This window comes from Streptomyces alkaliphilus (assembly GCF_014141535.1).
Taxonomy (GTDB): Bacteria; Actinomycetota; Actinomycetes; order Streptomycetales; family Streptomycetaceae; genus Streptomyces; species Streptomyces alkaliphilus.
Map to the genome: position 1 here is coordinate 1 of NZ_VKHT01000344.1, position 4,900 is coordinate 4,900.

Below are 4,900 nucleotides of genomic sequence, written 5' to 3' on the forward strand. Positions count from 1 at the left end.
GGCCGAGAGATGCGTATAAGAGCCAGCCCGGGCCCTGGTCAGGTGGTCCAGACGGGGGTGGGACCACGAGTGATTGGCGATCAGGTGGCCGTCGGCGGCGACCCTCCGCAGCAGGTCGGGGTGGGCGCGAACGTTCTCCCCGATGACGAAGAAGGTGGCCGGCGCCCCGTGTCGGCGCAGGATCTCCAGGATGCGCGGGGTCCAGTCGGGGTGCGGCCCGTCGTCGAAGGTGAGGGCGATCCGGCGGGCGCCGTTCGCCGGAAGGGTCAGTCGGGCCGCCTCCCGCACCGGCACCGCGCCGTGCGGCGCCTGCGGACCGGCCCCACCCGTGAAGGGCCTCAGTCGGTACGCGTCCCCGGTCGCCCCGGGGGCCCCGCTCCCCCCGGCCGAGGGGCTCACACCGCCCCCTCCCGGAAGCGGGGCCGGGGTGAGGCGATCGGGCTCGTCGACCAGGAGGCGGTTGAGCCCCAGCAATCCGACGCATCCGACGGCGCCGAGAAGGGAACGCCGCCCAGGGAAGGTGCGCCACCCACCGAACTTCTTGTCAGATGACCCATTTGTCATACCTTACTGTTCTCATGTTGTCCGCCTGGAGAAATCACACCACGCGGGCCCTCCGGTGGGCGACACCCGATCGGGCGCGGCCCACCGGAGGGCCCGCACACCACCGCCCCCGCCGGATCGCGAACCCGGCGGGGGCGGTGGGACATCTCCCGGGACCGGTGGTCCCGGCGGGGTCAGCTCCCCTTTCCGGCCCGCTCCTCCGCCACGGCCAGGAGTTCCGTGACCCGGGCGCCGAAACGCACGTCGCAGGGGTGCGGCTCACCGCTCCGCGCCGCCTCCAGCAACGCGTCGATCGCCCGTCCGAAGGCGAGCGGGGCCACCCCGCGATCGCGCTCGGGGAGCCGGACCGCCCCCGCCGGGCCGCGCAGCTCGGCCTCCACCACCGCCGCCTCCGGGGGCACCGTGAGGCTGAGGGTGACCGTCGACACGGCGCCGGTCACGTGGGGCAACAGCAGGTTGACGGTGTCCCCCGGACCGCGCACCGCCGCGATCCGGTCGGTGTCCGTGACGTCACCGAGCACCGGGAGCAGCAGCGAGAGGACGTGCGGCCCCACGTCCCACAGCGCGCCGCGCTCCCGGCGCCAGGGGGAGGCCGAGTAGGCGCTCTGCTTGCCTCCCAGGACCGCCGAGAGCCACTGGGCCCGCGCCGTCAGCCAGCCGCCGACCTCCTGTTGCGCGGCGATCCACTCGGCCGGTTGGGGGGCGAAGCGCAGGGTGAAGAAGACCACCGAGGCGACCCCGGCCTCCTCCACGGCCGCCACCAGGCGACGGGCGTCCGCCGGCTCGCTCGCCACCGGCTTGTCGAGCAGCAGGTGGCATCCGGCACCGGCTGCCCGGACCGCCAGCTCGGGTTGGACGTGGGGCGGCAGGGCCACGGCCACCGCGTCACAGCCGGCCAGCAACTCGTCCACGTCCGCGAAGGCGGCGGTGCCCAGATCGTTCGCCAGTTCGGCGGCTGCCTCCGGCCGGCGTCCCCAGACCCCCACGAGTTCCGCATCGGGGTGGTCGATCAGGGCGGGGCCCTGTGTATTGCGGGCCCAGGGGCCGGTGCCCAGCAGTCCGAAACGCATGTGCATGTTCTCCTCACTTTGTCCTCCAATCCTACGGAAGCGGCTGTTCACGGCCGTTTAACAGGGGGGCAACGGACCCGAAAAAGGTCCTGGTGAGGGTGGCGGACGCGTCACCGCACCCGCGACGACCCCCCGAAGGAGCACCAGCGTGAGTCACAGGGCCGAGTACATCTGGATCGACGGCACCCAGCCGACCGCCCGACTGCGCTCGAAGACGAGGATCCTGGCGGACGGCGCGGAACCCCCGGAGTGGGGCTTCGACGGCTCCAGCACCAACCAGGCCGAGGGCCACTCCTCGGACTGTGTCCTGAAGCCGGTCTTCATCTGCCCGGACCCGATCCGCGGCGGCGACGACAAACTGGTGCTGTGCGAGGTGTACGACACCGACGGCACCCCGCACCCCAGCAACACCCGTGCCCGACTGCGGCCGATCGCCGAGAAGTACGCCGCCCAGGAGCCGCTGTTCGGCATCGAGCAGGAGTACACCTTTTTCGAGGGTGCCCGCCCGCTGGGCTTCCCCGCCGGTGGTTTCCCCGCCCCGCAGGGCGGTTACTACTGCGGGGTCGGCGCGGACGAGATCTTCGGTCGCGAGGTCGTCGAGCGCCACCTGGACAACTGCCTGAAGGCGGGTTTGTCGTTGTCCGGCATCAACGCCGAGGTGATGCCCGGTCAGTGGGAGTTCCAGGTCGGCCCGCTCGGTCCGCTGGAGGTCTCCGACCAGTTGTGGGTCGCCCGCTGGCTGCTCTACCGCACCGCCGAGGACTTCGGCGTCTCCGCCACCCTGGACCCCAAGCCGGTCAAGGGGGACTGGAACGGTGCCGGCGCGCACACCAACTTCTCCACCAAGGCGATGCGCGAGGGCTACGACGCCATCATCGACGCCTGCGAGTCCCTGGGTGAGGAGGGCAAGCCGCTGGAGCACGTGAAGAACTACGGCGTGGGCGTGGAGGACCGCCTCACCGGGCTGCACGAGACCGCCCCGTGGAACGAGTACAGCTACGGCGTCTCCAACCGCGGTGCCTCGGTCCGCATCCCCTGGCAGGTCGAGCGGGACAAGAAGGGCTACATCGAGGACCGGCGCCCCAACGCCAACTGCGACCCCTACGTGGTCACCCGCCTGATGGTCGACACCGTCTGCACCCGGCTGGAGAAGTCCGGCCAGGTCTGAGCGGGTCCACCGGCGGCGCGCCGCCGGGCTCCCGCTCCCCGACCCCCGTCCGCGTCGGCAGCTCGCGCGGCACGGGAGCGATGAAGGCGCCCACCCCCCTCGGGTGGGCGCCTTCCGCGTGCCCGTCCCCGGGAGCGCGGGAGCCCGTCGGCGTCTCTCGCGGACCGCCTTCGGCGCCATGATCGACGCCCTCGCCCTCCCGGTGACGGTCGTCCCGGCCACGGGCCGTCGGCCCGGCACCAACCGCCGCGGGCGGCCTCCCCTCCTCCCCGGGTCAATCCCTCCGGGTCGTACCGGGGGAAAGCTCACCCCATGGGGTGAAAAGGGGACGCCGAGCGGTGACATGTCGCCGGTTCACTCGTTCAGCACGGCGTGTCTCCCACCGATGCTGTCCCGACCGCCTCGACCGTCCCGTCCGCCCCGCCCCGCGGCACACCGGACCGTGACACGGCCCGGCCGACCGCGGAGGTCGGCCCGGAGGGAGCCGAGGCCGCGATCATCGAGCACTACGACCGCCTCGTACGGCTCGGTTACCTCGTCCTGCCCTCCTCGCTCGGCCACCACCGCCGGGTGCTCGCCGCCCACGGCATCACCCAGGCGGCACTGCCGCGCGGACGGATCGTTCGGGTCGGCGGCGGTGTGCCGTCCCCCCGCGCCGCCGGCCGGGACGGCGCGGCGGGGGGCGCGCCCGAGGACCCGGCCTACACATACGTACGGCAGCGGGTGCTGCGCGCCGCGCTGGACGCGGGCCGGCCGCCCCGGATCGCCGGGCGGGAGTTCCCCCTGCTCGCGCGGGTGTCACCGCGCCGTCCCGGCGGGATTCTCCCGCGGGTGTTCGGGCTGCGGTTCCTCCCCCGCCCGGCCGGGGCCGCCGGGACGGGCCCGGAACAGGAGTTGACGGCCGCCGCGTCCCCCACCCGGGCCGCCTTCGCCCTGCGGTACCTGGAGGGACTCGACCCGGAGGTCACCCGCCGGTTGCTGGAGGAGGCCGACATCGGGGAGAACATCGCCCGGGCCGCCGTGCGCGCCGCCGACGCGCTCGCCGGTCGGGCGTCGGGCACCGAATCCGACGGGGCCGCCGGGACCGACGGGACGGGGAAACCGGGGCCCACCGCCGCGGAGGCCCTGCCGGTACCCGACCCCTGTCTCCTCCGGGCCGGCCCGACCGACCTCGTGCGGCGCCGACGCCGCACCCGCACCGCGCTCGTCTCCGCGGGTGTGCTGGCCCTGATCGCCGGTCTGATGGCGGTGCAGCCCGGCGACGGGGGAAGCCGGGCACCCGGGTCGGCGGCCGCCGACCCGTCCCTGCTGCTGCGCGCGGACGCCGGCGCCTGGGAGCGGGCGGGACGGCTCGACTTCACCTCCTGGCCCGCCCGGGGCCCGGCCGCCCGCGACCGGGAGCTGCTGGACCGGGTGCTGGCCGCCTGGGCCTCCCCCGACGCACGGGTGACGATCTCCACCACCCGGGGCACCGATCCCGGTCCCCCGGCGGGGCCGCCCCGGCTGTTGTACGCGGGTGAGGTGGACGGCGCGGTCGTGGTGCTGATGCACGACGGCCTGCGACTGATGCGGTACGCCGAGGCGGCCGGGGCCGGCGGGGGGCCCGCGGTGCTGGACCTGGCCCGCACGGACGGGGCGCACGGCGCCATGGCCTCCGTCGTCGTCCTCAACCGGGGCGAGGGCACCGTCCGGTACCTCACCGCCCCCTGGGTCTCCTCCGCCCTCGTGCGGGACCTGCGGGAGACCGGTGACGAGGGGAGGCCGGTGGCGGTGGACGGGCACGGCGCCACCGACGCGCTGCCGACCCCGGCCGGGGACACCGAGTGCGGGGCGTACCCGGTGCTGGAGTTCACCACCGCCGACCCCGCCGGCCCCGGCCCGTACCCGATGGCGGACCTGGGTGAGTTGACCCCCGTCCAGCTGACCTCCGGTGGCCCGGGAGTCGACCCGGACGCGTCGCCGGACGAGGGGGCCCGGGAGGTGTGGGCCTCGACCGCCTGCCACCTGTCGACGCTCGCCGGTTCCGGTGTGCGGACGGTGGGGGTGTGGGAGTTCGCCCGGCAGGAGCTGCCCGGCGGTGGGGAGAGCGCGGGGTGGG

Annotated in this window: 4 protein-coding genes; 2 read left to right on the plus strand and 2 right to left on the minus strand. The window is 74.6% G+C overall.

What is annotated here, in order from left to right:
- On the minus strand, positions 1 to 399 hold a 399-nt coding region (locus FNQ90_RS27340), incomplete at its 3' end, for a polysaccharide deacetylase family protein (RefSeq protein WP_323379919.1).
- A gap of 338 nt (positions 400 to 737) precedes the next feature.
- Positions 738 to 1,634 carry a Gfo/Idh/MocA family protein gene (locus FNQ90_RS12635; RefSeq protein WP_182606465.1) on the minus strand — a complete coding sequence of 299 codons (897 nt, stop codon included), beginning with the start codon at positions 1,632 to 1,634 and terminating at the stop codon, positions 738 to 740.
- A 148-nt stretch (positions 1,635 to 1,782) separates the two neighbouring features.
- On the opposite strand from FNQ90_RS12635, the gene glnII reads away from it, so the two are divergent.
- Positions 1,783 to 2,802: a glutamine synthetase gene (gene glnII / locus FNQ90_RS12640; protein ID WP_182606466.1), complete on the plus strand. Its 1,020-nt coding sequence runs from the start codon at positions 1,783 to 1,785 to the stop codon at positions 2,800 to 2,802.
- A 372-nt stretch (positions 2,803 to 3,174) separates the two neighbouring features.
- Positions 3,175 to 4,900: hypothetical protein (locus FNQ90_RS12645; protein WP_182606467.1), on the plus strand; the 1,726-nt coding region annotated here is incomplete at its 3' end.

Coding starts and splice junctions, on each gene's coding strand:
- FNQ90_RS12635 (WP_182606465.1), bottom strand. CDS start 1,634: ATGCGTTTCGGACTGCTGGGCACCGGCCCCTGGGCCCGCAATACACAG.